Annotated in this window: 26 protein-coding genes; 14 read left to right on the top strand and 12 right to left on the bottom strand. The window is 42.0% G+C overall.

All coding sequences use genetic code 11. The features are described 5' to 3' along the window. Positions 1-420: 420 nt before the first annotated feature. Positions 421-1449 carry an outer membrane protein Omp38 gene (omp38, locus tag ACNQO6_RS04975; protein WP_126687657.1) on the top strand — a complete coding sequence of 343 codons (1029 nt, stop codon included), beginning with the start codon at positions 421-423 and terminating at the stop codon, positions 1447-1449. 433 nt (positions 1450-1882) lie between these two features. Then, on the top strand, positions 1883-2911 hold the full coding sequence (gene omp38, locus ACNQO6_RS04980) for an outer membrane protein Omp38 (RefSeq protein ID WP_440208268.1): 1029 nt from the start codon (positions 1883-1885) through the stop codon (positions 2909-2911). 136 nt (positions 2912-3047) lie between these two features. Here omp38 (ACNQO6_RS04980) and ACNQO6_RS04985 read toward each other — a convergent pair whose 3' ends face one another. The 5 genes from ACNQO6_RS04985 to ACNQO6_RS05005 all read right to left on the bottom strand — a co-directional run bounded on the left by ACNQO6_RS04985 (position 3048) and on the right by ACNQO6_RS05005 (position 8579). Continuing rightward, positions 3048-3206 carry a hypothetical protein gene (locus ACNQO6_RS04985; protein ID WP_440208269.1) on the bottom strand — a complete coding sequence of 53 codons (159 nt, stop codon included), beginning with the start codon at positions 3204-3206 and terminating at the stop codon, positions 3048-3050. A 4-nt stretch (positions 3207-3210) separates the two neighbouring features. Next, positions 3211-4416, bottom strand: a complete 1206-nt coding sequence (locus tag ACNQO6_RS04990; protein WP_440208270.1) for an RtcB family protein — start codon at positions 4414-4416, stop codon at positions 3211-3213. Between the two features lie 249 nt (positions 4417-4665). Further along, positions 4666-6123 carry an amino acid permease gene (locus ACNQO6_RS04995; RefSeq protein ID WP_440208271.1) on the bottom strand — a complete coding sequence of 486 codons (1458 nt, stop codon included), beginning with the start codon at positions 6121-6123 and terminating at the stop codon, positions 4666-4668. A gap of 18 nt (positions 6124-6141) precedes the next feature. Continuing rightward, positions 6142-7158 (bottom strand): methyltransferase, encoded by a 1017-nt coding sequence (locus tag ACNQO6_RS05000; protein ID WP_440208272.1) that lies wholly within the window; start codon positions 7156-7158, stop codon positions 6142-6144. A 62-nt stretch (positions 7159-7220) separates the two neighbouring features. Next, positions 7221-8579: a uracil-xanthine permease family protein gene (locus ACNQO6_RS05005; RefSeq protein ID WP_440208273.1), complete on the bottom strand. Its 1359-nt coding sequence runs from the start codon at positions 8577-8579 to the stop codon at positions 7221-7223. 176 nt (positions 8580-8755) lie between these two features. On the opposite strand from ACNQO6_RS05005, the gene typA reads away from it, so the two are divergent. The 3 genes from typA to ACNQO6_RS05020 all read left to right on the top strand — a co-directional run bounded on the left by typA (position 8756) and on the right by ACNQO6_RS05020 (position 11717). Further along, positions 8756-10591, top strand: coding sequence for a translational GTPase TypA (typA, locus tag ACNQO6_RS05010; RefSeq protein WP_343578765.1), 1836 nt, complete (start codon positions 8756-8758; stop codon positions 10589-10591). Between the two features lie 245 nt (positions 10592-10836). Further along, positions 10837-11268: a large conductance mechanosensitive channel protein MscL gene (mscL, locus tag ACNQO6_RS05015; RefSeq protein ID WP_004775383.1), complete on the top strand. Its 432-nt coding sequence runs from the start codon at positions 10837-10839 to the stop codon at positions 11266-11268. 116 nt (positions 11269-11384) lie between these two features. Next, positions 11385-11717 carry a gamma-glutamylcyclotransferase family protein gene (locus ACNQO6_RS05020; RefSeq protein WP_343578774.1) on the top strand — a complete coding sequence of 111 codons (333 nt, stop codon included), beginning with the start codon at positions 11385-11387 and terminating at the stop codon, positions 11715-11717. Between the two features lie 44 nt (positions 11718-11761). Here the strand turns inward: ACNQO6_RS05020 and ACNQO6_RS05025 are convergent, their stop codons facing one another. Both ACNQO6_RS05025 and mutM read right to left on the bottom strand, forming a co-directional pair. Continuing rightward, complete coding sequence (locus tag ACNQO6_RS05025; RefSeq protein ID WP_343578764.1) at positions 11762-12052, bottom strand: peptidylprolyl isomerase; 291 nt, start codon at positions 12050-12052, stop codon at positions 11762-11764. A gap of 33 nt (positions 12053-12085) precedes the next feature. Continuing rightward, positions 12086-12907 (bottom strand): bifunctional DNA-formamidopyrimidine glycosylase/DNA-(apurinic or apyrimidinic site) lyase, encoded by an 822-nt coding sequence (gene mutM / locus ACNQO6_RS05030; RefSeq protein WP_440208274.1) that lies wholly within the window; start codon positions 12905-12907, stop codon positions 12086-12088. Between the two features lie 207 nt (positions 12908-13114). Here mutM and ACNQO6_RS05035 point away from each other — a divergent pair, with 207 nt between their 5' ends. Beyond that, entirely contained in the window at positions 13115-15244 is a 2130-nt protein-coding gene (locus tag ACNQO6_RS05035) for a TonB-dependent receptor domain-containing protein (protein WP_440208275.1), read from the top strand. A gap of 44 nt (positions 15245-15288) precedes the next feature. On the opposite strand, the gene ACNQO6_RS05040 is transcribed toward ACNQO6_RS05035, so the two are convergent. The 3 genes from ACNQO6_RS05040 to ygfZ form a co-directional block, all read right to left on the bottom strand. Continuing rightward, positions 15289-16101 carry a tetratricopeptide repeat protein gene (locus tag ACNQO6_RS05040; protein ID WP_440208276.1) on the bottom strand — a complete coding sequence of 271 codons (813 nt, stop codon included), beginning with the start codon at positions 16099-16101 and terminating at the stop codon, positions 15289-15291. Positions 16102-16354: 253 nt separating this feature from the next. Continuing rightward, positions 16355-17077 carry a DsbC family protein gene (locus tag ACNQO6_RS05045; RefSeq protein ID WP_440208277.1) on the bottom strand — a complete coding sequence of 241 codons (723 nt, stop codon included), beginning with the start codon at positions 17075-17077 and terminating at the stop codon, positions 16355-16357. 234 nt (positions 17078-17311) lie between these two features. Beyond that, positions 17312-18034: a CAF17-like 4Fe-4S cluster assembly/insertion protein YgfZ gene (ygfZ, locus tag ACNQO6_RS05050; RefSeq protein WP_440208278.1), complete on the bottom strand. Its 723-nt coding sequence runs from the start codon at positions 18032-18034 to the stop codon at positions 17312-17314. A gap of 187 nt (positions 18035-18221) precedes the next feature. Here ygfZ and ACNQO6_RS05055 point away from each other — a divergent pair, with 187 nt between their 5' ends. From ACNQO6_RS05055 to ACNQO6_RS05075, 5 genes are all read left to right on the top strand, one after another. After that, positions 18222-18668: an SRPBCC family protein gene (locus ACNQO6_RS05055; RefSeq protein WP_343578756.1), complete on the top strand. Its 447-nt coding sequence runs from the start codon at positions 18222-18224 to the stop codon at positions 18666-18668. Positions 18669-18744: 76 nt separating this feature from the next. Continuing rightward, a complete protein-coding gene (locus tag ACNQO6_RS05060) occupies positions 18745-19083 on the top strand; it encodes a DUF2004 domain-containing protein (RefSeq protein ID WP_440208279.1) in 339 nt (112 codons plus the stop codon). Positions 19084-19107: 24 nt separating this feature from the next. Further along, positions 19108-19464: a DUF488 domain-containing protein gene (locus ACNQO6_RS05065; RefSeq protein WP_343578755.1), complete on the top strand. Its 357-nt coding sequence runs from the start codon at positions 19108-19110 to the stop codon at positions 19462-19464. Positions 19465-19516: 52 nt separating this feature from the next. Next, entirely contained in the window at positions 19517-19861 is a 345-nt protein-coding gene (locus tag ACNQO6_RS05070; RefSeq protein WP_440208280.1) for a zinc ribbon domain-containing protein YjdM, read from the top strand. 150 nt (positions 19862-20011) lie between these two features. Continuing rightward, the gene (locus ACNQO6_RS05075; RefSeq protein ID WP_199949511.1) at positions 20012-20347 is read left to right on the top strand and encodes a YegP family protein; all 336 of its coding nucleotides are present in this window, start codon (positions 20012-20014) and stop codon (positions 20345-20347) included. A 57-nt stretch (positions 20348-20404) separates the two neighbouring features. Here ACNQO6_RS05075 and ACNQO6_RS05080 read toward each other — a convergent pair whose 3' ends face one another. Then, positions 20405-22120 (bottom strand): proline--tRNA ligase, encoded by a 1716-nt coding sequence (locus tag ACNQO6_RS05080; protein ID WP_202740899.1) that lies wholly within the window; start codon positions 22118-22120, stop codon positions 20405-20407. Between the two features lie 215 nt (positions 22121-22335). Continuing rightward, on the bottom strand, positions 22336-22980 hold the full coding sequence (locus tag ACNQO6_RS05085) for a hypothetical protein (RefSeq protein WP_343578753.1): 645 nt from the start codon (positions 22978-22980) through the stop codon (positions 22336-22338). Between the two features lie 279 nt (positions 22981-23259). On the opposite strand from ACNQO6_RS05085, the gene pilG reads away from it, so the two are divergent. From pilG to ACNQO6_RS05100, 3 genes are read left to right on the top strand one after another with little or no spacing between them, the layout of a single operon-like run. Continuing rightward, positions 23260-23643: a twitching motility response regulator PilG gene (gene pilG / locus ACNQO6_RS05090; RefSeq protein WP_343578751.1), complete on the top strand. Its 384-nt coding sequence runs from the start codon at positions 23260-23262 to the stop codon at positions 23641-23643. Between the two features lie 20 nt (positions 23644-23663). Then, on the top strand, positions 23664-24026 hold the full coding sequence (locus tag ACNQO6_RS05095) for a response regulator (RefSeq protein WP_004775365.1): 363 nt from the start codon (positions 23664-23666) through the stop codon (positions 24024-24026). A gap of 45 nt (positions 24027-24071) precedes the next feature. Further along, positions 24072-24608, top strand: coding sequence for a chemotaxis protein CheW (locus tag ACNQO6_RS05100; protein ID WP_343578750.1), 537 nt, complete (start codon positions 24072-24074; stop codon positions 24606-24608). Positions 24609-24627 lie beyond the last annotated feature (19 nt).

The raw sequence follows: 24627 nt of genomic DNA on the forward strand, positions 1-24627 counted from the left end.
TCGTCAGAGTCGCTTTTTTTATGAGTTATTCTGTTATATAGCATCCATAAGGAAAGTGGGGCATAATATTTAAAAAGTAGGCGTCGATTAAACGGGGCTTAATTGCGAATAGCGTGTTGGAATTATTTAGCTTTATTGAAAAGATTTTGATAGCTTGTTAAAATTTTGATTAAAAAGTGATAAGCTCTCACAGCTTTGTTAGATATTGTTAAATTTAGAATTTTCTAAATTTTTGAAGAGAGATAAGTCTTTTCAGTAATACCTGAGCAAATGTTACTAAATACTTGGAAAATTGATCGGGTATTTGTATGATTTAACGTAAGGTGAATGACTGAAAAAGATACAACAAGACTATTTCTCAGCATTCAAAAGTTATTAGAGTTTAGAGAACAAACAATTTTTTGTTTTTGGAGGATATCCATGAAATTGAGTCGTATCGCACTTGCTCTGCTTGTTGCTGCTCCTATGGCTGCTGCAAATGCAGGCGTAACTGTCACTCCTTTAATGCTTGGTTATACCATGTTCGATACCGAACATAACAACCGTGGCGATAAAGGTCAATTAACCCCGGGCGCAGAGCTAGATGACGATTTGTTCGTTGGTGCTGCTCTTGGTGTGGAAATTACACCTTGGTTAGGTGCTGAAGTTGAATATAGCCAGATTAAAGGCGATACCAGCACCAATAATGACTATAAAGGTCGTAACATTGCTGGTAATGCTTATGTGACTTCTGACCTGATCACGAAAAACTATGACAGCAAAATCAAGCCATATGTATTAGCAGGTGCTGGTCACTACAAATACGAAGGTGACGACATCTATGGTGGCAAGCAAGAAGGTACATTGGCAAATGCAGGTGGTGGTGTATTCTGGCGCTTGAACGATGCATTATCTCTTCGTACAGAAGCACGTGGTACTTACCACTTTGATGAAAAATTCTGGAACTACACAGCGCTTGCTGGCTTAAACGTTGTTCTTGGCGGTCACTTGAAACCTGCTGCACCAGTGGTAGAAGTTGCTCCGGTTGAGCCAACGCCAGTTGCGCCACAACCACAAGAGTTGACTGAAGACCTGAACATGGAACTTCGCGTATTCTTCGATACCAACAAGTCTGACATCAAGCCGCAATACAAAACTGAGATTGCTAAAGTTGCAGAGAAGTTAGCTGAATACCCGAATGCGACTGCTCGTATTGAAGGTCACACAGATAACACTGGTCCACGTAAGTTAAACGAACGTTTATCTTTAGCGCGTGCTAACTCTGTTAAATCTTCATTGGTAAATGAATACAACGTTGATGCATCTCGTTTGTCAACTCAAGGTTTCGCTTGGGACCAACCGGTTGCTGACAACAAGACTAAAGAAGGTCGTGCTATGAACCGTCGCGTATTCGCTGCGATCACTGGTAGCCGTACTGTTCTTGTACAACCAGGTCAGCAAGCTCAATAATTTGAGTGTATGAACTAAAAAAAAGCGACTCGTCAGAGTCGCTTTTTTTTATGCTTAGACGTTTTTCTGTAGGGTTGATGTAAAAGAAAAGACATCATCGTTAAAAACAGAATAATCTTGAGGAAATAATGTCGGTCTCGTGAGGATTGTTTAGTTTTATTGAAAAGATTTTGTTAACTGGTTAATATTTTGATTAAAAAGTGATAAGCTCTCACTGCTTTGTTAAAGGCTGCTAAATTAGAATTTTTGGGAGAGAAATAAGTCGTTTTCAGTGGCGCTAAATAAAATGATAGGAGATGCTGGAGAGCTATCCAGTATTTACTTAATTGCATATAAAGAGCATGGCTGAAAAGGTACAACATGACTATTTCTTTGTATTCAAAAGCTATTAGAGTTTAAAGAACAAACAATTTTTTGTTTTTGGAGAATATTGATGAAATTGAGTCGTATCGCACTTGCTGTGCTTGTTGCTGCTCCTATGGCTGCTGCAAATGCAGGCGTAACTGTCACTCCTTTACTGCTTGGTTATACCATGTTCGATACCGAACATAACAACCGTGGCGATAAAGGTCAATTAACCCCGGGCGCAGAGCTAGATGATGATTTATTCGTTGGTGCTGCTCTTGGTGTGGAAATTACACCTTGGTTGGGTGCTGAAGTTGAATATAGCCAGATTAAAGGCGATACCAGCACCAATAATGACTATAAAGGTCGTAACATTGCTGGTAATGCTTATGTGACTTCTGACCTGATCACGAAGAACTATGACAGCAAAATCAAGCCATATGTATTAGCAGGTGCTGGTCACTACAAATACGAAGGTGACGACATCTATGGTGGCAAGCAAGAAGGTACATTGGCAAATGCAGGTGGTGGTGTATTCTGGCGCTTGAACGATGCATTATCTCTTCGTACAGAAGCACGTGGTACTTACCACTTTGATGAAAAATTCTGGAACTACACAGCGCTTGCTGGCTTAAACGTTGTTCTTGGCGGTCACTTGAAACCTGCTGCACCAGTGGTAGAAGTTGCTCCGGTTGAGCCAACGCCAGTCACTCCGCCACCACAAGAGTTGACTGAAGACCTGAACATGGAACTCCGTGTATTCTTCGATACCAACAAGTCGACGATTAAGCCACAATACAAAACTGAGATTGCTCAGGTTGCTGCAAAAATGGCTGAATATCCGAATGCAACAGCGCGTATTGAAGGTCATACAGATAACACTGGTCCTCGTAAGTTAAACGAACGTTTATCTTTAGCGCGTGCTAACTCTGTTAAGGCTTCCTTGGTAAATGAATACAATGTTGACGCATCCCGTTTGTCGACTCAAGGCTTCGCTTGGGATCAACCGATTGCAGATAACAAGACTAAAGAAGGTCGTACGATGAACCGTCGTGTATTTGCGACCATTTCTGGCAGCCGTACTGTTCAAGTACAACCAGGTCAGCAAGCTCAATAATTTGAGTGTATGAACTAAAAAAAAGCGACTCGTCAGAGTCGCTTTTTTGTTGGGTGAATTTTGAGATTGAAAAAATTTAAACATGTTGAATGCTCCTGTGTTGCTATTGGAAATACTGACTTTATTTAAAGGTTTATTACCACATTTGCTTTTTGAGTTGCTGTTTAGCCGCTTGTCTGTCACGACGATGCTGTGCTCGCGGTTTTTCAGTTTCATGTACGCCACCTTTATGTAATAAAGGGGAGAGTGCGACAGGATTCCGCACTTTAATTTGAGGCATAGGTTTCAGTTTCATAGTATTAACCTTTAATACATAGGATTTGCTTAAGTGTGTGCACAATCTCGATCAAATCTGACTGGTTTGCCATCACCTGATCAATGTCTTTATATGCACTGGGTATTTCATCAATAACACCGCTATCTTTTCGGCATTCGATGCCTTGTGTTTGCTGAATCAGATCATCCTGGCTAAATAGGAGTTTGGCTTTATTCCGGCTCATTTTTCGTCCTGCGCCATGGGAACATGAGCAGAAAGATTCAGGGTTGGCCTTGCCTTTAACAATGTAAGAGCGAGCCCCCATCGAACCCGGAATAATGCCTAATTCATCTAGGCCAGCCCGAATGGCGCCTTTACGGGTAATCAGCAAATCTTCACCAAAATGGTTTTCTCGGCTGACATAGTTATGATGGCAGTTAATGGCCTCTTTGGTCATTTGAAATGGAGGTAGCATGGGGCGGATCGCTTCTAAAATCAGACGCATCATTTCACGTCGATTTTCAAAAGCATATTCCTGGGCCCACTCAACTGCCTCAACATAATCATTAAAGCTATTTGAACCTTCCGCAAAATAGCTCAAATCTTTGTCGGGTACATGTCCAAAGCGGTGTTGAGCCTCTTTCTTGGCGAGTTCGATGAAATAGGTGCCAATCACATTGCCTAAGCCACGACTGCCTGAATGTAGCATCACCCAGACTTCCTGATTTTCATCCAGACAGAGTTCAATAAAGTGATTGCCTCCACCTAAAGTACCGAGCTGCTTTTGCCAGGTTGCATCAAACTTCCTGAGCATACGCACTAGGCCTGGATGCTTTTTAATGATGGGTTGCAAGCGTTTTTCGAGTGGAATAATGCTCGAAGCTTTTGCCTTGACCTGTTTATGCAACTCAAAACCAACAGGAACTTTACGTTCAATGGCATGGCGTAACGGTGCAAGATTGTCCGGAAGCTGTGAAGCTTTAAGATTAAGTCTGATGGCATTCATGCCACAACCAATATCAACGCCGACAGCGGCAGGAATGATGGCATTTTTCGTGGGAATCACGCTGCCAACAGTCGCGCCTTTACCGACATGTACGTCAGGCATCACGGCAATATGTGAATAAACAAATTGCAATTGTGCCATTTTTTTCAATTGTTCAATGCTTTCGCTATCAATATCGTTGGTGAAAATTTTCACTGGAACGCCATAGGTAGCATCAGCATTAAGTATTTTTTGTATGCCCATAAGATTCTCTCTTCTTATATTTTTCGTCCGAACAGGCATAAAAAAACCCAGCGAATGCCAGGTTAAATAGAGCATTCGGACAAGTGATCAATCGATTTGTACACTTGTCCGTGAGTCGACAGTGCCAAATCTTATCGTGTGGTTCCTGATTGTAATGGCATGCTGTCGTCCTCCTATTGTGTGGTGCCGTTGAAAATATGAGCGGAATTGTACTCATATTTTCATTCGGGTCAAGTAAAAAGCGGTTTTTTATTCGCCTTCTTTCACATTCATATCTTTATAAGCAATCAGTTTGGTTTTGTGTTTCCACTTATAGCCCAGCCAAATTGCCAAGAATAATGGAATACTGATATAGGTTGACACTAGGCCTAACCAGTCAATTTTACCACCAAGCAATGCTTGATAGTTTTGACCTAAGATAATGATTGAACAAAGAATAAATGCAAACCAAGGCGCGAATGGGAAGAATTTGGCACGATAAGCCAGATCTTCAACCTTATAACCTTGAGCAATATAACCTTTACGGAAACGGTAGTGTGAAATTGCAATCCCTAACCAGACAATGAAGCCACACATCCCGGACATGTTGAGTAGCCAGTTAAATACCTGTTTCTCGCCAATAAAGGTGGTTAAGAAGCACAATGCTGCAACCGCAGTCGTCGCATAAAGTGCATTCATAGGCACGCCACGACCATCCAGTCTTGAGAACCACTTCGGGGCACGGCCTTCTTTGGCCATATCAAATAGCATACGGGTAGAAGAGTACATGCCTGAGTTACCCGCAGACAGGATTGCGCTGAGAATCACTGCATTCATCAAGCTGGCAGCAAAGGCAAAACCTGCTTTTTCATACAATAACGTGAATGGTGAAAGGGCAATATCTTCACTTTGTGCTGCTTTTAACAGGAGTGGATCATCATAGCTAACTAATGTGCCGATGATGAAAATACACAGGATATAGAACAGTAGAATGCGCCAGAAGATTTGTTTGATTGCCAATGGAATGGTTTTTTTCGGATCTTTGGATTCGCCTGCGGCAACCCCGACCATTTCAGTGCCTTGGAAGGAGAATCCGGCAATCATGGCTACACCAATCAAGGCCTGAAATCCACCAACAAAAGGAGCTTCCTTATATGTCCAGTGTTGAAATACCGATACATTTGGCGTCAGCATGATTTTGGCAATCATCCAGATACCGATGACAATAAACACGATAATGGCAACGACTTTGATCAAAGAGAATAAAAACTCACTTTCACCAAACCCTTTGACCGTTAGGGCGTTAATTCCAAAAATAATCGCAAGGAAGATCGCACTCCAGTAGAACCCAGGAATATCGGGGAACCAGAACTTCATAATGAACTGAACTGCAACCAGCTCGAAAGCGACGGTAATCGCCCAGTTGTACCAATAGTTCCAACCCAAGGCAAAACCAAAGCCATCTTCGACATAACGGCTGCCATAGGTAAAGAATGCACCAGAGGTTGGATTGTGCGTGGCTAATTCGCCTAAACTGGTCATCAAGAAATAAATCATGATACCGATCAGGGCATAAGCCAATAACGCACCACCAGGACCTGCATTGGCAATGGTTGAACCTGAAGCGAGGAATAAGCCTGTGCCGATCGATCCACCAATGGCAATCATGTTCAGGTGACGTGCCCCGAGCTTACGCTGTAGGTGTTGAGGAGCAGATGTATCGCTCATAAAAATTCCTTAAAATGTTTATTTTGCACAGGCATATAACACCTTGAATCCTTGTTGATCAGCTTTCACCATACATTGACCAAAACTTTGTTCAATGAGAGGGGGATAGTTCAGAAAACGGTTTGCCACGATCCATAATTCACCTGATTTTTTCAGATGTACGCTCGCATGCTGGCAAAGTTCTTCACTTGCATCGTAATTGGTATGAATCCCCTGATGAAAAGGTGGATTGCTTACGATGGCGTCCAGATCTTTGGGCGCATCTCTAAACCCGGTTACCGGTTGTAGAGTTAACTGATTGAGATCCAGATTGTTTTTCTGGAAAGTCAGCTCAGTTGAACGTAACGCAAATGCATCAACATCAAGTGCAAAAATTTGCTGGTTCGGATTTAGCTTGGCTAAATAAGCGCTAATAATTCCAGCACCACAACCAAAGTCGGCAATCTTACCTGATTTTACTTGACTAAGGTAAGGGACTAAGACGGCTGTTCCGACATCTAAATGATCCTGACTAAAGACACCCGGTAGGGCACAGACCTTTAATTGATCCTGATCTATTTGAACTGTATAGCTTTTTAACCAATGTTCCAGTGGTTTCAACTGCTCAGTTTTTTCGATCTTCATTTGCCAGAACTGGCAGTGACGTGCACTATCCAGCTTTAGTGTTTTACCATAGGGCTGTAATTGTTTTGCTGCCCGCTCTACGCCGCCTTTTTTTTCACCGACCAGAAAGACATTCTGCTCAAGTTTTAGGTGGCTGACTACAACATGCAGAATATAATTCAGTAACTCTTTTGATTTAGGCACAAAAATAACCACCTGATCAAAGCTGGCTTGCGGAAACTCAACCGAAAAATGTGAGTGAATGCCGGCATTTTGAAAAGCCTGATGATCAGCATAATTCCAGCTCCACACCGATGCCTGAACTTGGTCTGGGAAGTTTTTTGCGAGTTGATCATTCGGTGCATTAATCAGTAAGACGTGCCCGTTTAAATAATCTTGCTGTCTGATGACAACTTCACTACGTGGATCCATTTTGATCTCTCATCAAAAACAAAGCTCAGTCGTGAAACTGGGCACTTGACGTTGTTTGTGAATTACTTATGTGTTTCGGGTAAAACAATATTTAAAATCAAGGCTGCGATACCGCCTGTTGCCACACCTGAGCTAAAAATATTTTTAAATAGCTCGGGCAGGTGTTCAAGGATTTGAGGTACTTGAGCAACACCGAGGCCGAGTGCAAGTGAAATGGCAATAATCAGCAGGGCACGACGATCAAGGTGAATACTTGAAAGAATGTTGATGCCGGAAGCAGCAACAGCGCCAAACATGACCATCACAGCGCCACCCAGTACCGCTTGTGGTACTGCTTGAATCACTGCAGCAACAGCAGGGAACAGGCCTAAGATAATCAGTAATACTGCAATCCAGATCCCGACATAACGACTTGCCACACCTGTCAATTGAATTACACCATTGTTTTGTGCAAACACGGAACTTGGGAAAGTGTTGAAGATCCCTGCCAAGAAGGAGTTTGCACCATTGACCAGTACGCCACCTTTAATGCGTTGCATCCAGACCGGACCATCAACAGGCTGGTTAGAAATTTTACTGGTTGCAGTGACATCACCAATCGCTTCAAGTGAGGTGACAAGGTAAATGAAAGCCATTGGAATAAATAAGCTCCAAGAGAAACTTAATCCAAAATGCATTGGTGTTGGAATCTGGATCAGCGGTGCATCCTGCAGTACGGAAAAGTTTAAATGTCCCATGAAGCCGGCTAGAATGTAACCAATCACTAAAGCAATCAGAATGGCTGAACTTTTGACCCAGATAATCCGAATACGATTCAGCAGGATGATAATGGCCAGCACGGTACATGACATGATCAGGTTATCGGCATTGGCAAAAGTATTGTCCTGCATGGCCGTATAACCACCACCCATGCTGATCAGTCCTTCTTTAATCAAGGTTAAACCAATCAGAAGCACGACGATGCCTGTCACTAATGGCGTGATCAGCTTTTTCACCCACGGCAGAATTCGGGAGACGCCCATTTCAATAAACGAACCTGCAATGACCACACCAAAAATTGCTGCCATCACTTGTTCAACTGGGGTGCCTGCTGCAACCATCGCGCTACCAATACCGATGATCGGACCGATAAAGTTAAAGCTGGTACCCTGAACAATCAAAAGTCCTGCACCAAATGGGCCCACCTTTTTACATTGTAAAAAGGTGGCAATGCCTGAAATGATTAAAGACATGGACAGGATCATATTGGTGTCTTCACGAGAGACGCCAAGTGCCAGACAAATCAGTAATCCGGGGGTGACAATCGGGACCAAAATCGCCAAAAGATGCTGTAGGGCGGCTAAAAATGCAACAAAAGGTTTCGGTCGATCGTTAAGTCCGTAGACCAGATCTAGCTGCTGCTGAGGTTGTGAATTCGACATGGGAGTATAAAAAGCGAGAGGCATTAGTGGAATATTCTAATAGAGTTAACTCGCTTTACCAACGATTCTATGACACTTCGTCAGAAAAAAAGTGCACTGTCAATAAACTGTCACTACTAAACTGTAGTATTTTTCTGTATAATTTGCCCTCAAATTTAAAGCGTATCGAATTTTACATGTCAGATATTAAAACTCTCCGTAACATTGCCATTATTGCGCACGTCGATCATGGTAAGACGACTCTAGTCGACAAACTTTTACAACAATCAGGTGCTCTTGGTGATCGCGCAGGCGAGATTGAACGTGTTATGGATTCTAACGCGCTTGAGTCTGAACGTGGTATTACCATTCTTGCAAAAAACACTGCAATCAAATGGTTAGATGCACGTACAAACACCGAATACCGCATCAACATTGTGGACACCCCGGGACACGCCGACTTCGGTGGTGAAGTGGAACGTGTAATGTCGATGGTTGACTGTGTATTGCTTCTTGTAGACTCACAAGAAGGTCCAATGCCGCAAACTCGTTTCGTAACGCAAAAAGCGTTCGCGCGTGGTTTGAAACCAATCGTAATTATCAACAAAGTTGACAAGCCAAGTGCGCGTCCAGACTGGGTAATCGATCAAGTTTTTGATTTGTTTGATAACTTAGGCGGTACTGACGAACAGTTAGACTTCCCTGTTGTGTATGCTTCTGGTCTTCGTGGTGTTGCAGGTCCTTCACCAGAAGAATTAGCGGATGACATGACACCGTTGTTCCAAACGATTGTAGACATTGTTGAACCGCCAGCAGTTGATGTTGATGGTCCTTTCCAGATGCAGATTTCATCACTTGACTATAACAGTTTCGTTGGTGTTATCGGTGTTGGCCGTATTCAACGTGGTTCAGTGAAATTAAACACACCTGTGACTGTGATTGATAAAGATGGTAAGACACGTAACGGTCGTATCTTGAAAATCATGGGTTACCACGGTTTGGAGCGTGTTGATGTAGAATCTGCATCAGCAGGTGATATCGTATGTATTACAGGTATTGATGCACTTAATATTTCTGACACGATTTGTGATCCGAAAAACGTAGAAGCTTTACCTGCATTGTCTGTAGATGAACCTACAGTTTCGATGACATTCCAGGTGAACAACTCACCATTCGCTGGTAAAGAAGGTAAGTTCGTTACTTCACGTAACATCCGTGAGCGTCTTGACCGTGAATTGATTCACAACGTGGCATTACGTGTTGAAGATACCGACAGTCCAGACCGTTTCAAGGTTTCTGGTCGTGGTGAACTTCATCTTTCAGTATTGATTGAAAACATGCGTCGCGAAGGCTTCGAAATGGGCGTATCACGTCCACAAGTGATCATCAAAGAAATTGATGGTGAAAGACAAGAGCCGTATGAGAACGTAACGTTTGACGTTGAAGAACAGCACCAAGGTTCTGTAATGGAACAAATGGGTCACCGTAAAGGTGAGATGACCAATATGGAAGTTGATGGCAAAGGCCGTATCCGTATTGAAGCGACTGTTCCTTCACGTGGTTTGATCGGTTTCCGTTCTGAATTCTTGACCATGACCTCTGGTACAGGGATCATGACTTCAAGCTTCTCTCACTACGGTCCTGTAAAACAGGGTAGCGTTGCCAAGCGTCAAAATGGTGTATTGATTTCAATGGTTCAAGGTACTTGCTTGGGCTATGCACTCTTTACACTTCAAGACCGTGGTCGTTTATTCGCTAAGCCACAGTTAGAAGTATATGAAGGGATGATCGTGGGTATTAACTCTCGTTCAGACGATATGGTTGTAAACCCAACTAAAGCAAAACAGTTAACCAACGTTCGTGCGTCAGGTACTGATGATGCCTTAACTTTAACGCCTGCAATTGAATACACGCTTGAACAAGCACTTGAATTCATTGAAGATGATGAGTTAGTTGAAGTAACACCAAAATCGATTCGTATCCGTAAGCGTTACTTAACTGAAAACGAACGTAAGCGTAACCGCGATAAATAATTTTTCTTCACTGAAAAATGACAAAACCGCTAAATTTATTTAGCGGTTTTTTATTGCATAAATTCAAGGGGAAGGACATGCTTAAGGACATATTTTTATGAAAATAAAAAGTGTTGTTAAAGTGTGAAATAGCTTTCTTTTTTTGATAAAAATATTAAATTACCAACATTATTTGGATAACTGCGCCTGTGTAATAAACAATGCAAAAACAGGGCGTGATCACGTTCGACTCTGGAGAGTAATAGATGAGTATTATTAAAGAATTTAAAGAGTTTGCCATCAAAGGCAATATGATGGACTTGGCGATTGGTGTCATCATTGGTGGTGCTTTCGGTAAAATCATTGACTCATTGGTAAAAGATATCGTAATGCCAGTGATTTCATGGATCCTGGGTGGTGAAGTGGACTACACCAACTGGTTCCTGATCTTGGGCGATAACCCAACCAACATTACTACACTCAAAGCGGCACAAGATGCCGGCTTGAACGTATTTGCCTATGGTAATTTCTTGACCATCTTGATTAACTTCCTGCTATTGGCTTGGGTCGTATTCTTGTTGGTGAAAGTGATGAACCGTATTCGTAAGCAAGAAGAAGCTGCGCCTGAGCCGGAAGCGACACCAGAAGATGTTCAATTGTTGCGTGAAATTCGTGATGAATTGAAAAAACAAGGCTGATCACTCAGCTAAAAAAAACGGTATCCTTGATGCCGTTTTTTATTGTCTGTAAAAAATATGAATTTCTTGGGACTTCATTGCAACAGGCCTTGTAGATTAAGAAAGGGGAAAGAATAGTGAATCGTTTATTTGTATATGGCACCTTATGCCCAAATCGGGAAAATGCGCATATTTTAGGTGAAATCGGTGGGGACTGGCAGTCTGCTGCAGTTCACGGCACGGTTCATATACTGGACTGGGGGCCAGATCAAGGTTTGCCTGCAATCGTTTTAAACTCGAATGACCCTTTGGTTGAAGGCTATTTGTTTAGTACTGAAAAACTAGAACAGAACTGGCAAATGCTGGATGATTTTGAAGGCATGCAGTACCAACGGGTACAAACTCAAGTCCAGCTAGAGACAGGCGAAACAATCACTGCATGGACTTATGTCATGAAAGAACAAGAGTAATCGGAAAAGAGGTGAGCTTAACGGCCTGTTTAAGCTCGATTTGCTTACCTTAAATTTCCCATACGGAATTTAACTTCCAACAAATGAAAACCAAACTGGCTTTTTACAGGACCATGTAAAACCCGTTCTGCTGCCGTAAACACCAGCTTATCAATGACAGGCACCAGCTGTCCCTTTCTCACTTCACCGAGCTCGCCACCACGTTTGGCAGAGTTGCAGGTGGAATATTGCTTGGCAATTTTGCCAAAATCAGCACCTGACTGAATGCGCTTTTTCAGCTGTTCAGCCAAATCTTTATCTTTTACAAGGATATGTCGAACAATTGCAGTTTGCATAAAGTTGTTCTCCTTCAATACATCTTAAATTGTTTAGGTTTTATTTCGCTTTAAAGGTTGGCATTGCGGGCAGAATACACTGGCACGCTGACCTAACTTCAAGTTTTCCAACGTGGTCTCGCAATTGACGCACATTTCACCAGCACGCCCATAGGCCAATAAGGTTTGTTGGAAATAACCATTTTCACCCATGGCATTACTGTAATCACGTAAAGTTGACCCACCTAAATCAATGGCTTGTTTTAAGATGCGTTTAACCTCAATCACCAGCTTTTCCACTTGTACTTTGCTCAAGGTTGAAGCAGGTTGTGCTGGATGTACACCAATGTTGAACAGGCTTTCAGTTGCATAAATATTGCCAACGCCGACCACCACATGGTTATCCATTAAAGCAATTTTAATGCCGACATTTTTTTTACTGAGCTTTTCACGCAAATAAGTGGCATTAAAATCTTCACTAAGCGGTTCTGGACCCAGTGTATCAATCAGTTTGCTTTGATTGTCTGGATCGAGCCAGAGAATACAACCAAAACGACGTGGATCATGATAACGCAGTTGTTGATCTTCAAAGTCAATGATGAGGTGATCGTGCTTTCTCAATTCATCATTTGGTTGGCACAGACGGAAACTACCTGACATACCTAAATGCCAAAGCATTTGATCTTGTTCAAATTCGGCCAGAATATATTTGGAACGACGCTTAAGCGCCGTTAAACGTTGCCCCACCAATTTGTCCAGATCATTGGGGATGGGCCAGCGTAAGCTTGGATTAAAGACTTGAACTGCTTGAACGCGTTGCTCTAGTAGCGGGAGTAAACTGGTTTTGGTAGTTTCAACTTCAGGAAGTTCGGGCATGGTGTACTCAAGTTGTTTCAACAACAATACAATGAGGGCAAATGTTTGACTTACAATTATGCAGGTATTTAATTTTATTTGCTAATCTAGGCCAATCTTAATCTTGACTGTTTGTAGCAAGCATTAAATATGTAAGATAAATATAAAATAATCATAATCTTACTTTTAAACTCCGCTTTTTTATTTTTAGAGAAATAAGGAATCTTCATGCCTACATTGAAAATTAACCTTCTGTATGGTTGCGTAGCCATGTGTATGGGGGCGGGTAGCTCTTTTACATGGGCAATTGAATCTGAGGCAGCAGCAACGGTACAGCTTCCTACCATTAAAGTTGAGGCAACTCGTACCGATACCACCTATATGCAAACACCTGCCTCCATTTTTAGGGTCGATATGCCTAAAAATGATCAGTCCGCTCAGGTTAATTTAACTGAAGTGGTTAAGGGTATTCCGAGTGTTCAGTTACGTAACCGAGAAAATTATGCACAAGATTTGCAGCTCTCGATGCGTGGTTTTGGTGCACGTTCAACATTTGGAGTGCGTGGAATCCGTCTATATACCGATGGCATTCCAGCAACCATGCCAGATGGACAGGGACAAACTTCAAATATAGATTTGGGTAGCTTGAGCCATCTTGAAGTCTTAACCGGCCCATTTTCTTCTCTTTATGGAAACTCTTCTGGTGGCGCGATATTAGCCACAACGCGTGAGGGACAGGGCAAAGATTCGATTGAGATGAGCTATGCGGGTGGTAGCCACAATAAAAATCGTGCAGGACTCGTGTTACAAGGCGGTGCCAAAAACCAGAACGAACCGAGTTATATCGTCAGCTCTTCTTATTTTGATACCGATGGTTTTCGTGACCATAGTGGTGCCAATAAAGTTTTAAGCAATGCCAAGCTGACATGGGATCTCGATGATGGTAGTAAGATCAATTGGATCACCAACTATGTCAAGATTGATGCAGATGATCCAGGTGGTTTAACCCGTGCAGATTGGGAGAAAAATCCGAAACAGGTCGCTAAAAATGTGCTGGATTACAATGCCCGCAAAACAATTGATCAGACCCAGACAGGTTTGACTTGGTCAAAACCCATCAATGATCAAAATGAACTGTATGCGATGACCTATATTGGGCAACGTCAGGTAACACAATATCAGTCTATTCCAGATACGGTACAGAAGAATCCCAATACGCCCTATCAAGCTGGTGGCGTAATTGATTTTAAACGTGATTATTATGGGGCTGACTTCCGCTGGACTGGAAAAGATTTATTACCGAATACCCAATTTAGTGCAGGGGTCGCGATTGATGCAATGAATGAAGACCGTCAAGGCTACCAAAACTTTAATGATGCAGGTGATAAAGGGGTGAAAGGTGCTGTGCGCCGTGATGAACGTAATACTTTGTGGAATGTTGATCCCTATCTACAAGCATCGTGGTCTTTTTTACCCAGCATGCGTTTAGATACAGGGCTACGTTATAGCAATGTGCATTATAAATCGAAAGATCATTATATTGTTGGTTTGAACGGGGATAATAGCGGTAAGACAACATATGAAGAAGTATTGCCTTCGGTTGCATTAAGCTGGCAAATCATCCCTGAGGTTCTGGCTTATGCGAGCTATGCCAAAGGGTTTGAAACACCGACCTTTACTGAAATGGCTTATCCTGCACAAGGTGGTGCCAGTACGCTCGATTTAAAACCATCCAAAAGTGATAACTATGAACTCGGTTTAAAATCTTCCAATACGCTGGGTGATTTTAACTTGGCGACCTTCTACATCGAAACTAAAGATGACATCGTCGCAGCCGAAAGCATGGGCGGGCGCGCGACATTCCGTAATGCGGATAAAACCCTGCGTAAAGGTGTTGAATTTGCATGGAATAAGAAGCTTTGGAAAGATTTAGCCGTGAATGCCAGTTATGCCTATCTCGATGCAACTTTTGATTCGAAAGTACCTGCTGTTGGGAAGGTTGCAGAAATTCCGGAAGGTAATGCAATTCCAGGAATTGCCAAGAATCAAGCCTTTATTGGCGTAGCGTGGCAGCCAGAGCAAGGTTTCTACGCAGGACTTGATACCCAGTTTATGGATAAAGTCTATGTCAATGACACCAATACTGATGCTGCTGCAAGTTATACTGTGGCGTCGATCTATACGGGTTATGCATGGAAACGTGCCGATTGGGGCATCAATGGCTTTGCGCGCGTAGATAATCTGTTCGATAAAAACTATGCGGGTTCAGTAATTGTCAACGAAGGAAGCAGCCGTTTCTTTGAACCTGCTGATGGCCGTAACTGGAGTGCGGGAATTAAAGTAAGCAAGCAATTTTAAGGAGTGTTCAGCAGCACTTGCATGGTGAAGTGCTGCTGCATAAATTATTTTTTAGGGGCTTGGGCGGGTGCGGCTTTTTTAGCAGCAATGGCTGCTTCAACCTGAGCCAGGGATTCTTTAGCATTCGGATAGTTTGCTGCGGCTAAACGAGAAAAAATATTTTTTGCCTGCTCCAGATCCTGACTAATAATATTGCCGTTAGCGAGCATGTTACCCAAAATCATGAGAGAGGGAGCATAATCCTTCTTGGCAAGATCTTTTAAGCTCTCAACGGCTTGTTGCTGCATGAAAGGATTTTTATTCTTCACTCCAATTCCAAGGTCATACACTGCTTTTAAGTTTTTTGCCGGATAATAATCTTTTTTCAGTAAAGGTAATAATTTCTGAATAGCCAGTTGATCATATTCAGGTTTACCTTGTCTAAACAGGATATCGGCCAACTCAACAGTTGCTTCATCTGAACCTTGGCTAGATGCCTTATTTAAATATTCTTTGTATTTCTGAGCATCTTTGCCTAGACCCAAGTTACCTTTATGGTAGGCTTGAGCCAAGCGAAAACTGGCTGGTCCGTAGCCCTTACTGGATGCATCCTGATAATACTGTAGTGCCTTTTTCTCATCTTTTACTGTGCCTTGACCATGTTCTGTCATATAGCCGAGATTATGGACCGCTTGCGTGTTGCCAGTATTGGCTAGTCGTTGCATTTCCTGATAAGCAGCAGCATAGTCTTTAGCCTCATACAGTTGAGTTGCTTTGGTAAACAATGGATCTGCTTTGGTGCTGGTCACTTTATTGTCAGCGGCGAAGGTAGTATGGCTTGCAAGGGTGATTAAACTCGCAATGAGCAATTTTTTCATCTTTATTTTTCCTTTCTCATGTTGATCTGCTTTCATCCTTTGCATAGCAGAACTCAATATGCTGTTGTCATCATAAAAGCTTGCAGAAAAATGTAAATAAGGAATTTGTATAAATCTTGGCAGGGGGAAAAGCGGGTTTTGATCTGTGTGTTTTTATAATTTATTTAAAATCAAATATGTATAATTAATATTTTAGATGATGGCTTGCAACTCCTTGCTGGCAAAAGAGTCAACAAGCCTCCATATTTTATCTTTATTTTTTCGTACTCGCTTCTTTCAAAAGCTGTTCAATCTGCTCAGCATTTTGTGGGCTACCTGAGAGTCTCATTCCGTTTTGCAGGAATAAAGTCGGTGTGCCATCAATCTGCAGCTTTTGTCCCAATGCCAGATTCTTCTGTATCGGTGTTTCACATTGGGTCACGCTTTTTGGGGCTTTACGGTGCAACATGTAATCTTCCCAAGCTTCATATTGATTTTTTGAGCACCAGATTTTATTGGCCACCGCTTCGGCTTGAGGATGTAATTTTTTTAGCGGGAACAGAAACAAATAGACGGTGACATTATCAACCGAGGTCATGTGTTGCTCGAGCTTTTGGCAATAAGGACAATCAGGGTCGCTAAACACGTAGAGCGTGCGTTCACCTTTACCTTTGACATATTTAATCGCCTGATCAAGCGGCAGTTGCTTGATATCAATCTTGCTTAACTCGGCTAAGCGGTCCTCGGTCAGATTTTTTTTGTTTTGAACATCCAGTAAGTTACCGAAAAAAAGATATTTGGCTGTTTCATCGGTATAGATCATCTTACCCGCCGCATAAACCTCATAAATACCCGGTAACGGGGAGGGGTTAACTGATTTGATAGCAATCTCTGGATAATTTTTTTTGAAATTTTGTTCGAGGGTTTTACTGTCAGCATGCACGGTTTGCAAACCGATCAGACTCAAGGTGAGTGCTGAAAGCAGGGTTTTGATCATTATTTTCATTAGAAATCAGTCGAGTTAAGGATAGATGAACAATAACGCTCATTTCTATTTTCGACAAGAACGGGATTTCAACTTTATTTTGAAATGAGATCAAAACGGCTGATTAAGTCACTCAGTTTGGTGGAAGTCAAGAAGGTCCTTATGTATATAGTGACTTTAAAAATTGACTAAAAAGCCCCCATTTATGGAGGCTAATTTAGCAACAATTTTTATCAAAGCAAGGCGTTATTGAGGTCTTGCCACATCACCATTCAATGCTTCAGGCAAATCCAGAACAGTCACGCCAAGTTCTGTCAGTGCAGCAGGTTTGGCAATCACAAGCGCGAGATAGCCATCTTCAAATGCGATGCTATTGACCACTTCAACATCTTTGCTTAGTTGGGTGGCAGGTGCTGGCACATCTGCTTGAGCCTGGATCAGGTGCAACCAGTGTTTTGGTTTTGCCTTAAACCAAAGACGTGCCACGATTTCCTGACCTAAGTAACAGCCCTTGTCGAAATGTACGCCATCGCGTTGATGTAGACGTAATTCTTGTGGCTGGAACAGGTGTTCGGTACTTTGTTGAATCCAGGCCTGTCCAGATTGAATCGCTTGAATTTGCCAAGTATTGATATCAGTTTCTGTTGAAGAAAACTCGGTTTGAATACCATTCACTGTTGGGAAAACCGAACCTGTTTCTTCTAATTTCATTTTGGAAAAAGCACCAAACTTTTTAATATGCTTGGCAAACTCTTCGGCTTGGTCTTGCGTGGTCACTAACTCAAAACTTTCTGGATTGAGTTTTTTAATCCATAGACCAAAATGAATACGTCCTTTTAAATCACAAATAGCAGTATAGCGACTTTCATTTTCTGATAAGCGTTCAACATGAATGGTGACTTGGCCTTGTAAAAATTTTTGCGCATCTACACCATTTAAGCTAAAAGCAGTAAAAGCAAGCTGACTCATAGATCAATCCTAAGCTGCATTCTGATCACTAAAATATGGACTGTTATTTTGCGCCATTTTTCACAAAAAAGCAGCTTTAGATTCTCGATAATCGTGTTCAAATGAAAGATCAGTGGCATCGCATTCGCCTGCCAAGTCGCTATGATAAATCGACCAAACACAATGAGCGTGACATGGGAGAATAATAATGACAGGAACAGTAAAACTACATCGCGTATTGAGTGCGCCTCCAGCGCGTGTTTTTAAAGCCTTTCTTGATCCAGATGCCTTGGTCAAATGGTTACCACCGCATGGATTTACCGCAAAAGTTCACCACCTCGATCCACAGGAAGGTGGAACGTATAAAATGTCCTTTACCAATTTTTCCACAGGACAAACGCATGGCTTTGGAGGCAAATATATTAAAATTGTCCCGAATGAACTGCTGCGTTATACCGACAAATTCGACGATCCAAACTTAGCGGGTGATATTCAGGTCACGATTGAGCTCAAAGCCGTTATGGTTGGCACAGAGCTACATATTACTCAGGAGGGGATTCCTGATGTAATTCCTGTAGAAGCCTGTTATTTGGGCTGGCAAGAATCCCTGTATTTGTTAAGCCTGTTGGTTCAAGCGGATATACCTGACGAATAAAGATTTTCGTTAAGTAAAATCGGTTGAGTGAGAAAAACAAAAAATATTGGATGAATAAATTAAATTGGGGAATCAAATGTCTGAACAAGCAATTGTTAAAGGACGAGAGCAGCTTGCGCGTCTTGCCATGCGTGCTGCTTTAGAAAATCAGCAAGCAGAAGAGAGTGTGGAGTTGTTTATCCAGCACCACCTTGAAGAAATTGAGCCAGAGTATTGGAAAAAACATTCTGGAAGCGCTGTACCTACACCGTTACAGGTTCTGGATTTATTGGTGTTGGCCGATTCATGGCAAAGTGATGAGATCGAGAGTCGTGAAATGCTGGATTTCACTTTGCCCGATGAGATGACCCAATATGTGATTTGCGTCAGCTTTGATGCGAAAGGTCAGGTCATTGATATTTCAATGGAAAGCTAAGCAGACTGCAAACAGGAGAAAAAAGTGCTGATTGCAATAAAACGTATTTATGATCCTGTTGCAGCAACTGACGGTCAGCGTGTGCTGGTTGATCGGTTGTGGCCACGCGGGATTTCAAAAGAGCGGGCACATCTGGACTTGTGGTTAAAAGAAATTGCACCGTCTACGGAATTAAGAAAAGCGTTTTGTCATCAGGCCGAGCATTGGTTAAGCTTTCAGCAAGGTTATTATCAGGAGCTGCAAGACAATCCCCATGTGGAACAACTCAGACAGATAGCGGCACATGAACAGTTAACACTGATTTATGCAGCTCAAGATCCTGAGTTAAATCATGCGCTGGTCTTAAAGAATTATTTGCTTGGCAAGGACATTCAGCCCTAAAATTTTGAAAAAAGGCGTCTATCCCGCATAATAGCCTTTTTGAGATTTTTTTATGTCTTTTCCAAATTGCCCACAATGCCAATCAGAATATACCTATCAAGATGGCGATTTATTGATTTGCCCTGAGTGCTCACATGAGTGGAAAGAAGGCGAGACACAGGCTGCTGAAGTACAAGACATTATTAACGATGCAAATGGCAATATTCTTGCAGATGGGGATAGCGTCACGGTTGTCAAGGATTTGAAAATTAAGGGTTCATCCTCTGTGGTTAAAGTCGGGACCAAAGTAAAAAGCATCCGTTTAGTACCCGATGCAAGCGATGGTCATAACATTGATTGTAAAATTGATGGCGTCGGTGCAATGAAGCTGAAGTCTGAGTTTGTGAAAAAAGTTTAATGAAGTAACTTGAAAAGGAGCATATTGATGCTCCTTTTTTTTACATCGCTTACCAAAAATGAACAAAATTTAATCTTCTTAAACGGCAATTGCTGATCTATATTGAATGAGATAACAATCAAAATGTAACTCCAATAAATAGAGGTCCTTATGGCAGGATGGTTCGAAGTAAGTCAGGCAAGCGATGGGCAATACCGTTTTGTACTTAAAGCAGGAAATGGTGAGCCGGTTTTAAATAGTGAATTGTACAAAACCAAAGCAGCGGCAATGAATGGCATTGCATCTGTTCAGAAAAATAGTCCAGATGATGCCCGTTATGAGCGTTTAACTTCAAAAAATGACAAACCTTATTTTAATTTAAAAGCAGCGAATCATCAGGTGATTGGTACCAGCCAGCTTTATGCAAGTGAGCAGTCACGTGATAAGGGGATTGAATCGGTCAAAAATAATGGTCCATCTGACACCGTAAAAGATTTAACCGTGTAATTGAACCATAAAAAAAGCCGTTTAAATTAAACGGCTTTTTTACATCTGTTGTTCAGATTAACGGACCAGTTTTGCCATTAATTCTTCTTTGTTCAGATTGCTTGCTTCTGCATCGCGACGGCCTTTGTATTCGAAAGTACCTGCATCCAGACCTTTTTCACCAATCACGATACGATGAGGAATCCCCATCAATTCAAGATCAGAGAATTTCACCCCTGGACGTTCATTACGGTCATCCAGTAGTACGTCGTAACCTTGTGCCTGCAATTCCGCATACAGTGCTTCAGCTGCTTCGAGGGTACGCGGTGACTTGTGTGCATTCATTGGTACAATTGCCACTTCAAAAGGTGCAATCGCTTGCGGCCAGATAATGCCTTTGTCATCAAAGTTTTGCTCAATGGCAGCGGCGACCACACGTGTTACACCAATGCCGTAACAACCCATGGTCACGGTTAAAGGTTTCCCATCTTCACCCAATACTTTACAGTTTAAGGCTTCTGAATATTTGGTACCTAACTGGAAGATATGACCGACTTCAATACCACGTTTGATCTGAAGTGTACCTTTACCATCTGGAGATGGATCGCCTTCAACCACATTACGTAAGTCGAATACTTCTGTGAATTTGGCATCACGATCCCAGTTGACACCGGTCGCATGTTTGTCCACTTCATTGGCACCGGCAACAAAATCAGCCAATACCGATGCGGCACGATCCACAATTACGGTTAAGCCTTTTTCAACCAGACCTTGTGGGCCACAGAAACCAGCAGTCAAACCATGTTCTTGTAACTGTGCTTCAGTTGCAAAAGTTAAAGGTGCAGCAATTAAAGGATGTTTTTCAGCTTTAATATCATTCAGCTCATGGTCACCGCGTAAGAACAGGGCAACTACAGGTGTATTGCCTTTTTCATCGGTTGGGCCTTGTACCAGTAGCGCTTTGACTGATTGCTTGGCATCTGCATTTAGGAACTGGCAAACATCTGCAATGGTTTTCTGATTTGGTGTGTCGACAAGCGTATAAGCTTGAGTCGCGGCAGCACGTTCGCCCACCAGAACTGCTTCAGCCATTTCAACATTGGCTGCATAATCAGAGTCAGTCGAGAACGCGATATCATCTTCACCACTGGCTGCAAGCACATGAAACTCATGTGAAGCTGAACCACCGATTGAACCTGTATCTGCCTGTACTGGACGGAAATCCAGACCTAAGCGGGTAAAGATACGGCTGTAGGTGTCATACATCACATCATAGGTTTCTTGCAATGATGCCTGATCTGTATGGAATGAATATGCATCTTTCATGATGAATTCACGAGAGCGCATCACCCCGAAACGTGGACGAATTTCGTCACGGAATTTGGTTTGGATCTGATAGAAATTCAGCGGTAATTGTTTATAACTTTTCAGTTCATTACGGGCTAAATCGGTAATCACTTCTTCGTGGGTTGGGCCCAATACGAACGGATTATCATGACGATCTTTAAAACGTAATAATTCTGGGCCGTATTGTTCAAAACGGCCAGATTCTTCCCATAATGCAGCAGGTTGCGTCACTGGCATAAAGACTTCTAATGCACCTGAACGGTTCATCTCTTCACGCACAATGGCATCGACTTTCTTTAAAACACGCGTTCCCATGGGCAACCAAGAGTATAAGCCAGAAGCGAGTTTACGAATCATCCCCGCACGTAACATGAGCTGGTGTGAAATGACCTCAGCATCATTTGGGGTTTCTCTTAACGTTGCAAATAAAAAGCGGCTTGCGCGCATGGAAACTGTCCTAAAGTTAAGTGTTATTTAAAAGATGCTACAACAAGGAGCAAAAATAATCGGCTCACTTTGAGCTGCTGGCATTATGACATGAATCATTCAATTTAGCGCAGTATAAACCACTGCAATGTATTTAAATGTTGAAAATGTAGAGTCAACTGGATGAAGTAAAAGGCGAATTGGTGGGGTCATTTCTTGCTTTTAAAAGCTCGTTTTTATTCCAGTGTCTTTAAACGGGCGATGATGTCGGCATATTCTGTCTCGGTTTTATGATAGGCATTGCGCAAGCTTTCAACGGTTTTTTTGACGTTTTCAATATTTTTGGAATTATTTTCCAGATTACTTTTTAACTGGGCCGGCAGCATCTCACCTTTGCGGTGATAATCCATTTCCTGCCGTTTAAATGCAATTTTATCTTTTTGCAGTTGCTGTAACTGCTCTTGCTGGTAATTCAGCTGCTTTTTTAGATTCGCTAGAATCTGGTCACGTTTTGCCGTAGCAATCTGTGGGTTGCCATAGGCACGTTTTAGTCTTAAATCCTGTTCACGACGACGAGCGGCAGACTCGCGCTGGGCAGATTGTTGTGCATCTGCAGCAGCACTATAAGGCCGGTTACGTTTAATCACCTGCATATTACGATCAAGTGCTTCATAACCATAACGGATGTGTTCGGGTGTCACCGAAGTGCTGACATTGGCAACGCCGTTCTTGTCATAATAGCGATACCAGGTTGCTTTGGAGGGTTCAACGACAGCAAAAGATGAGCTAGTCACACAGCATAAAAAAAATGAGCAGATGTAAGTACGAGTAATCGTTGTAAAGTGACGAATGCGGAAACCGCACTTTAACGAACCAGTCATTACATTCCCCGAAAAAAAGTTAATTAAATCACTTATTTTTAAATAATAATCAGTTGTATATTAGTGCTAATTTATACATTTAAAAATACTTATTCAGCAAAAAAATTAGGAATTTAATTAAAAGTGTGATCTGCTTAGGATTGTTAAGAGAAACTGATAGGTTGGTTCAAAAAACTTCATTGATAATGCAAGTAAAGATATGTTAAAAATATCCACTGATCTGTATAAAACAAATTAAACCAAACATAATTTGTATTGAGTATTGGGGCAGGACAATAAATGGAAGATAAATTTCAAAATTTAAAAGTGATGGTGATTGACGATTCCAAGACGATTCGTCGTACAGCTGAAACGTTATTGCAACGTGAAGGTTGTGAAGTCATCACGGCGGTTGATGGCTTTGAAGCATTATCAAAAATTGCAGAAGCTAATCCGGATATCGTTTTTGTTGACATTATGATGCCTCGTTTAGACGGATACCAAACCTGTGCATTAATTAAAAACTCTCTAAATTACCAAAATATTCCAGTCATCATGTTATCGAGCAAAGACGGTTTGTTTGATCAGGCGAAAGGCCGTGTTGTGGGTTCGGATGAATATTTGACCAAGCCATTCAGTAAAGATGAGTTGTTAAACGCGATTCGCAACCACGTTAACGCATAAAATTAAAGATTGAGGAAAAAATGGCTCGCATACTTATTGTAGATGATTCACCTACTGAAACTTTCCGCTTTAGAGAGATTTTAACCAAACACGGTTATGACGTGATAGAAGCAACCAATGGCGCAGATGGGGTGACCTTGGCACAAGCAGAATTACCTGATTTAGTGCTTATGGATGTGGTGATGCCGGGCATGAACGGCTTTCAGGCCACACGCCAGATCAGTAAAGGGAAAGACACGCAGCATATTCCGGTTGTAATTGTCAGTACCAAAGATCAGGCCACTGACCGTGTCTGGGGAAAACGTCAGGGCGCGTGCGATTATTTGACCAAACCTGTAGATGAACAGCAACTTATTGATGTAATTAAACAATTATTAAGCTAATTTCGCTCGGTGTGAGCCTTCTCATTATTCAATACGGGATAGGGTATGGCAGCAAATGGATTTATCGAGTTGCTTCGTTTATCCAAGCGAGGCAATAAACAATATACTTCAACTCAAAACGAAACCAACCGTTGGTCGGGCATTGCATTTGAGATGTTGGGGCAATATTTTGTTGCGCCGTTGGGGGAAATTTCCGAGGTAATTTATCCTCCGAAATATACACCAGTACCAAATACCCAGGCGTGGGTACGTGGTTTGGCAAATATTCGTGGAAGACTGCTTTCAGTTTCTGATTTGACACATTTTATTTCAGGACAACGAAGCCAGTTTTCTCCGACGCAAAAAGTGATTTGTATTAGCCATCAAGATCATTATGTGGGGTTGGTCGTAGATCAGGTTTTGGGGATTCAACACTTTAATAAAAAGAGTTTTTTCTCTCAAAATAATGATCTCGATCATAAGTTAAAAGACTATTGCCAAGGTCATTTCCACCAGCATAATCAACAATGGCATGTGTTCTTATTGAGTCGGTTATTAAAAAATCCTCAATACATGAATGCATCAATAAAATTTATAAACTAATTTAATGCGCTACGGAACA

Origin of the sequence: Acinetobacter calcoaceticus, assembly GCF_051947995.1 — a bacterium.
Taxonomy (GTDB): Bacteria; Pseudomonadota; Gammaproteobacteria; order Pseudomonadales; family Moraxellaceae; genus Acinetobacter.

Excerpts from the sequence above, each read along its gene's own strand:
- ACNQO6_RS05000 (WP_440208272.1), bottom strand. The coding sequence starts at position 7,158 with ATGGATCCACGTAGTGAAGTTGTCATCAGACAGCAAGATTATTTAAAC.
- mscL (WP_004775383.1), top strand. The coding sequence starts at position 10,837 with ATGAGTATTATTAAAGAATTTAAAGAGTTTGCCATCAAAGGCAATATG.
- ygfZ (WP_440208278.1), bottom strand. The coding sequence starts at position 18,034 with ATGAGTCAGCTTGCTTTTACTGCTTTTAGCTTAAATGGTGTAGATGCG.
- ACNQO6_RS05045 (WP_440208277.1), bottom strand. The coding sequence starts at position 17,077 with ATGATCAAAACCCTGCTTTCAGCACTCACCTTGAGTCTGATCGGTTTG.
- ACNQO6_RS04985 (WP_440208269.1), bottom strand. The coding sequence starts at position 3,206 with ATGAAACTGAAACCTATGCCTCAAATTAAAGTGCGGAATCCTGTCGCA.
- ACNQO6_RS05005 (WP_440208273.1), bottom strand. The coding sequence starts at position 8,579 with ATGTCGAATTCACAACCTCAGCAGCAGCTAGATCTGGTCTACGGACTT.
- ACNQO6_RS05070 (WP_440208280.1), top strand. The coding sequence starts at position 19,517 with ATGTCTTTTCCAAATTGCCCACAATGCCAATCAGAATATACCTATCAA.
- ACNQO6_RS05035 (WP_440208275.1), top strand. The coding sequence starts at position 13,115 with ATGCCTACATTGAAAATTAACCTTCTGTATGGTTGCGTAGCCATGTGT.
- ACNQO6_RS05040 (WP_440208276.1), bottom strand. The coding sequence starts at position 16,101 with ATGAAAAAATTGCTCATTGCGAGTTTAATCACCCTTGCAAGCCATACT.
- ACNQO6_RS05085 (WP_343578753.1), bottom strand. The coding sequence starts at position 22,980 with ATGACTGGTTCGTTAAAGTGCGGTTTCCGCATTCGTCACTTTACAACG.
- ACNQO6_RS05025 (WP_343578764.1), bottom strand. The coding sequence starts at position 12,052 with ATGCAAACTGCAATTGTTCGACATATCCTTGTAAAAGATAAAGATTTG.
- typA (WP_343578765.1), top strand. The coding sequence starts at position 8,756 with ATGTCAGATATTAAAACTCTCCGTAACATTGCCATTATTGCGCACGTC.
- pilG (WP_343578751.1), top strand. The coding sequence starts at position 23,260 with ATGGAAGATAAATTTCAAAATTTAAAAGTGATGGTGATTGACGATTCC.
- ACNQO6_RS05080 (WP_202740899.1), bottom strand. The coding sequence starts at position 22,120 with ATGCGCGCAAGCCGCTTTTTATTTGCAACGTTAAGAGAAACCCCAAAT.
- ACNQO6_RS04995 (WP_440208271.1), bottom strand. The coding sequence starts at position 6,123 with ATGAGCGATACATCTGCTCCTCAACACCTACAGCGTAAGCTCGGGGCA.
- ACNQO6_RS05075 (WP_199949511.1), top strand. The coding sequence starts at position 20,012 with ATGGCAGGATGGTTCGAAGTAAGTCAGGCAAGCGATGGGCAATACCGT.
- omp38 (WP_126687657.1), top strand. The coding sequence starts at position 421 with ATGAAATTGAGTCGTATCGCACTTGCTCTGCTTGTTGCTGCTCCTATG.
- mutM (WP_440208274.1), bottom strand. The coding sequence starts at position 12,907 with ATGCCCGAACTTCCTGAAGTTGAAACTACCAAAACCAGTTTACTCCCG.
- ACNQO6_RS04990 (WP_440208270.1), bottom strand. The coding sequence starts at position 4,416 with ATGGGCATACAAAAAATACTTAATGCTGATGCTACCTATGGCGTTCCA.
- ACNQO6_RS05095 (WP_004775365.1), top strand. The coding sequence starts at position 23,664 with ATGGCTCGCATACTTATTGTAGATGATTCACCTACTGAAACTTTCCGC.
- ACNQO6_RS05100 (WP_343578750.1), top strand. The coding sequence starts at position 24,072 with ATGGCAGCAAATGGATTTATCGAGTTGCTTCGTTTATCCAAGCGAGGC.
- omp38 (WP_440208268.1), top strand. The coding sequence starts at position 1,883 with ATGAAATTGAGTCGTATCGCACTTGCTGTGCTTGTTGCTGCTCCTATG.
- ACNQO6_RS05060 (WP_440208279.1), top strand. The coding sequence starts at position 18,745 with ATGTCTGAACAAGCAATTGTTAAAGGACGAGAGCAGCTTGCGCGTCTT.
- ACNQO6_RS05055 (WP_343578756.1), top strand. The coding sequence starts at position 18,222 with ATGACAGGAACAGTAAAACTACATCGCGTATTGAGTGCGCCTCCAGCG.